Source organism: Emticicia sp., assembly GCF_049241225.1.
Classification (GTDB): Bacteria; Bacteroidota; Bacteroidia; order Cytophagales; family Spirosomataceae; genus Emticicia.
Window position 1 is genome coordinate 6192 of sequence record NZ_JBMLRC010000346.1, and the last position, 5026, is coordinate 11217.

Consider the following 5026-nt stretch of genomic DNA (forward strand, 5'->3'; position numbering starts at 1 on the left):
CTGCCCCGTTCATGGTCATCGAAACCGACATTTCGTCCAACGGAATTTGGTCGAAGAGAATTTTCATATCATCAACTGTATCAATGGCCACTCCTGCCTTTCCTACATCACCAGTTACACGTGGATGGTCAGAGTCATAACCTCTGTGCGTTGCTAAATCGAAGGCTACCGAAAGTCCTTTTTGTCCAGCTGCTAAGTTTCTGCGATAAAAAGCATTCGATTCTTCGGCCGTTGAAAAACCAGCGTATTGCCGAATCGTCCACGGTTGCATGACGTACATTGTGCTGTACGGCCCACGCAAAAACGGTGGAATACCCGCCGAAAAATGCAAGTGCTCGGCCGATTCAATATCTTTTGCGGTGAATCTTGGTTTTACGTTGATGCCCTCAGCCGTACGAAAATAAGTCGAGGTCTCCGATTGTGTTTCGTTGGGAGGAAGCGATGTGCTTGACTCTAAGGCTATTTTCGAGAAGTCTGGTTTCATTGATGAAAGAAGCGGTAATCTGCAGAATGATTTTTCTGCAGATATTTCTAAGCAAATTTACCCAAGAAATCAGATTAGTCCAGTATTTTCTTGCTAAATTAAAATAGTAGTTTTAGTCCACGGTCGATAGTCCGCAAGTCCACAGAAAGATATTAGGCATTTACAAAAAAAGCCTGCCGCCAGTAGCAACAGACTTTCCATAGAGAAAAAAAGTAGATTTGTTTCAAAATTTTAATTATACATCAAAGGTTTTTCGCTTAATGAATTGTTATTTAGTTGCTTAGGTAAATCTTTCAATCCAAAAACACCACGCTCTTCCCAAGCATCCAGCCAGTTGGTAATTGTGCCACGGCTTACTTCAAAAATATCGGATAGGACAGTTACATTGTATCCTTTGTAACTCAATAAAATTGCTTTTGCTCGTTCACGTTCACGATAATTACGACTGCGACGTGACACTTCTCTTAAATGTTCAACTTGTTCCTCAGTTATCTTTCTTACGTAACGCATTGTTCTCAAGTTTAAATACGTTTTTTCATAATTTTTTGTCTCGTTAGGTACTCTCTAATTTCTAAGACGATAAATGATTTCGAAACGCTGTGAAAAAATTAATTTATTTTTTGAGATACGTTTTATTTAAGAAAAAGGTTGAGTTTTTGGCATAAAAAAGCTCGATTAGTATAAATGTCTAATCGAGCTTCTACTCTCTTGACTTCATCAAGGTCGAGTATAACTCACCGATAATTCTGACTTTGCTAAAGTAGTTGATTTGATGGCGTCTAAGACTATATCCATCGTTACTTTTGTGGCTGTGGCAGGTATAACTGGCTCAGCTGAAAGAGCATAGGCCGTAATGATATAAATCTTTGCACCTGGCCCTTGCGAACAAGGTGGCGTATAACTATTTTTCCCATTGACGGTATTTACCCCAAACGAACCAATGCTTGTGTTGTTTTCAGGCAGAGAAGTAACTGTCGATGGGAGTTTATACACCACATAATAGACGTGTTTATCGCCCGTAGGTGGAATATGGTGCATTATTACGGCAAAAGATTTTGTGCCAGTGGGGGCATTCTTCCATGCCAGTGGTGGTGCAAAACTTTGACCATCACAGGTGTATTTTTTATCTAAAACACCATTGACAACGCCCGAACTCTCTAAGGTGAAAACTCCAGTATTGGTTGGTGTTTCGACCTCTTCTTTTGCACAATTTATTAGTAAAATACTACAAAAGGCTATTAAAAACTGTATTTTTTTCATATTGATTTATTTCTTAGTGTATTGGGTTGTTGTTGATTTGCCATCGGTGCCAATGAATGTAAAAGTGTAAACGCCTTTGGTATCCCAAGCATAATTTACATAGGCTTTTTTGCTATCAAGTGTATATTCAAGTGAATAAGCGTTTGTTCCAGTGGCTTTAAAATTGGTAATACTTGCCCCTTTGAGAGCAGTTAAAGCAGGGCGAACCCCAGCCGATTTTGCCTGTGGAAGTATCTGATTTTCTGGAGCTGGGGTACTGGGGTCGAGCGTTACTTTTCCTCGCATCGCAGCCATAAAATACGGATATTTGGTTTCGGCGTGATAATGATAAGTATTGCTGTAATTATGTCCGTGATATTCATCTAATGTTTTCATGGCAGTACCATCGGGTTCTTTAGAGCCATAAATGGCAAAACCGTCGAGAGCCATGGCAATCGGATTGTTGCCAGCGGTAGCTTCAAAATGAAGCGGTGCTATATGATAATGGTAATCATCGGCACGACCACAATGCCCGCCCCATTGGTCTAATTCACCGATGGCAAAAGCATCTTCGCCACGATTATTAAGTGGATTGAAAATCGGGATACCATTGGGGGCTATGGCTACCGCTCCTTTCATAAAATTGGTTTTCAAACTCAATGGCGAAGCGGCAAATTCGGGTTTAAGCGGAATCGACCACGCATTTGAGCCTGTATAGCCTTGTGGAATGGGTACTTGTTGTTGCCAGCTCGTAATTCCTACCATCATATTGTGAGTCTGTGGAATACCCTCAGTTTCTACGTAAAAATAGGTATCATCAAAGCGTGTTTTCACTTCTGATTTGTAAGGACTAAAAACCTTTTCGATAAAACTTGGGTCGGTTTTGCTTAAAGTTGGAGTAGTGTTGGTGGTCGAGTTTGTTGGTTCGGCTTCGTTGGTTTTGCAGGCATAAAAAAACAACATAAAACTCCCCAAAAAATAGGCTATGTTGGGGTTTTGGTTTTGTTTCTTCATCAGAATAATAAAACCAAGAATACCAATGAAGAGGAAAACATAAATAGAATGATAATCAGTTGATTCTGTATTTTTAGTAAATTTCCCCACTACTCGATTTTCAGTATTTATTTGCTTCAAAAAAGCAATTTTCTTACTCAAGGAGGTTTGATTTGAAAATGAAAAATCATTCAAATCTGCCGAAATGATTTTACCGTTTTTGTGTTCGATAAAAACCTTTCCCTCACGTTCCATCAGGAAATGCCCCTCAACTTGCTTACCCTTAATTGTGTAAATCACACTTTTTGTGTTTGAATGCTCGCCTACGTGAGCAAGCAACGACCCCGAATGTGCCAAACTGAGCAACAACAGGCAATATTTTATAAATTTCATAAGGGATTGGGTGATTAGGTTTTTATTAGTGACTGACAACTATTTTTCTATTGAACTGGTATTTTTCATTGACTATATTGAGTAAATAGACGCCATTGGGTAGGTTTCTTACATCAACTTCATCGTTTTCGTACGTTTCAGATAAAACTTGCCCTTTCATATTAGCCAATCTGATTTTATAGTTAGTCATCTTTTCAAGAAACTCAACTTTTACATAGTCTTTGGCAGTGTTGGGGTAAATTTTCAGGTATTCTTTCTCTGAAATTTCTTTCAAGCCAGTAACTACATTGGGTGTGATGATGTATGAATGTGCCACATCCATATTTTTTCGAGTATTATTTTCTTCCGATGGTAAAAATGTTTTTACGTACTCGACTTTCACGTTTTCGGGCGAAACCGTTACTAATAAAAAACCTCTACTGGCCAATAAAACGCCATCAATATAACCATACTCTAAACCCGTTACACTCGAAATATTTCTGGCCGATGGCTGCGGAACTTCTTGATAGACAATACCTTCTTTGTCTTGTTTTCCGTAAAAATGGTCGTGTCCATGAAAGAAAATCGTGGCATTGTATTCTTTCAATAATTCGTGAACAGGCTTACCCCAATTTGGGCGATTGGTATCGAAACCATAACTACCATCGGCATTTTTGCCACCTAATTCAAATAAATGAGCTACTTCAGAGCCACCACGGGCTTCGGTTCCGCCACCACCGATTAACTGATGAGCAAATAAGAATTTGAATTTCGATTTACTTTCGGCTAAAGTTTTCTTCAACCAATCATACTGTGTTTTTCCTAATGTCCAGCCCCAATCTCCTTTTTTTACTGTGTACCAATAAGGGTCAAGAATGATGAATTGGGCATCTCCCCAAGTGAAGGCATAATAGTTTTCTCGCAAACCTACCAATGGCTCAGCAACTTCGCTCCCCGTATAAAAATTATTGGGTGACGGATTGGGGTAATATAACTTTCGAGTATTAGTAGCCAATACTGGCAATGATGTAGGCGTATTGTTTGGCACAAAACTGTATTCTCCTTCGTGATTACCCAGTGCTAAAAACAGCGGTGCAGAATGACACAAAGCACCAAAATAGGGTCGAAAAAGAACGGTTCGTTTAGTTATCTCTTCTTGATTTTTCACCGAAAGTTTGTCATTCATGAAATTATCGCCGAGGTCAATCATGAAATCTACCTTTTTGGCCAACATATTTTTCATAGTTAACGTAAGCGACTCGGGAACAGAATTTTCATCAAGATGCGGGTCGGCTTCCACGGCAAACGAAAATGTATTGCCAGCTGGGCGAGGCATTTGAAAAGTATGTTCGAGACCCATTACATAACTTGTGCTTGTGCCTGATTTATAAGCAATTCGGTAAAAGTATTTTGTGTTAGGTTTTAAATCATTGAAGTCGATTTCTTGTGGTACGTTAGCCACGAGTTTATACGTATTGGTTTTATTAGTGTATTTACCCGTTTCAGTTCCGTATTCCCAATAGACATCCACATTCGTATCGAACAATACACTCATTGTAATGCTCGTGCTGGTTGGTCTGCCCAAAATCTCGGTAAAATTTTGAGCAAATAACTGATTTGAGACACCACAAAGAAAAATATAAGTTAGGAGACGTTTTAACATAATAGGCTATTTTAGTGGTTGATAACTACTTTTCGGAGAGCTCTTTTCTTGTCGGTTTCAATTTTCAGAAAATATGTGCCGCTGGCTACCTTGCTTACATCAATTTCGTTTGTTTGAGACTGCACGATAGACTGACCAATAAAATTGATGAGAGAGATTCGGAACTCGCCAACGTTCTCTAAAAACTCCACCTTTATTCTATCATCGCTTGGATTTGGGAAAACCTTTACAAAATCATCTTGCGTAGGCTCATTAGCTAATACCACATTTCCTCC

6 protein-coding genes are annotated in these 5026 nt (G+C 39.2%); all 6 read right to left on the reverse strand.

All coding sequences use genetic code 11. The annotated features are described in order from the left end of the window. The coding region (locus ACOVO2_RS18640; protein ID WP_421771423.1) for a methylmalonyl-CoA mutase family protein at window positions 1-484 on the reverse strand (484 nt) is incomplete at its 3' end. 231 nt (window positions 485-715) lie between these two features. After that, window positions 716-994, reverse strand: a complete 279-nt coding sequence (locus ACOVO2_RS18645) for a helix-turn-helix domain-containing protein (RefSeq protein WP_421771424.1) — start codon at window positions 992-994, stop codon at window positions 716-718. Window positions 995-1201: 207 nt separating this feature from the next. Further along, window positions 1202-1744 carry a YbhB/YbcL family Raf kinase inhibitor-like protein gene (locus ACOVO2_RS18650; RefSeq protein WP_421771425.1) on the reverse strand — a complete coding sequence of 181 codons (543 nt, stop codon included), beginning with the start codon at window positions 1742-1744 and terminating at the stop codon, window positions 1202-1204. Window positions 1745-1750: 6 nt separating this feature from the next. Beyond that, window positions 1751-3109, reverse strand: coding sequence for a YHYH protein (locus ACOVO2_RS18655; protein WP_421771426.1), 1359 nt, complete (start codon window positions 3107-3109; stop codon window positions 1751-1753). A gap of 25 nt (window positions 3110-3134) precedes the next feature. Next, entirely contained in the window at window positions 3135-4751 is a 1617-nt protein-coding gene (locus ACOVO2_RS18660; protein WP_421771427.1) for a metallophosphoesterase, read from the reverse strand. A gap of 11 nt (window positions 4752-4762) precedes the next feature. Beyond that, on the reverse strand, window positions 4763-5026 hold a 264-nt coding region (locus ACOVO2_RS18665), incomplete at its 5' end, for a T9SS type A sorting domain-containing protein (RefSeq protein ID WP_421771428.1).

What these genes read in the sequence shown, in the direction of transcription:
- ACOVO2_RS18660 (WP_421771427.1), bottom strand. Translation starts at nt 4,751, where the DNA reads ATGTTAAAACGTCTCCTAACTTATATTTTTCTTTGTGGTGTCTCAAAT.
- ACOVO2_RS18650 (WP_421771425.1), bottom strand. Translation starts at nt 1,744, where the DNA reads ATGAAAAAAATACAGTTTTTAATAGCCTTTTGTAGTATTTTACTAATA.
- ACOVO2_RS18655 (WP_421771426.1), bottom strand. Translation starts at nt 3,109, where the DNA reads ATGAAATTTATAAAATATTGCCTGTTGTTGCTCAGTTTGGCACATTCG.
- ACOVO2_RS18645 (WP_421771424.1), bottom strand. Translation starts at nt 994, where the DNA reads ATGCGTTACGTAAGAAAGATAACTGAGGAACAAGTTGAACATTTAAGA.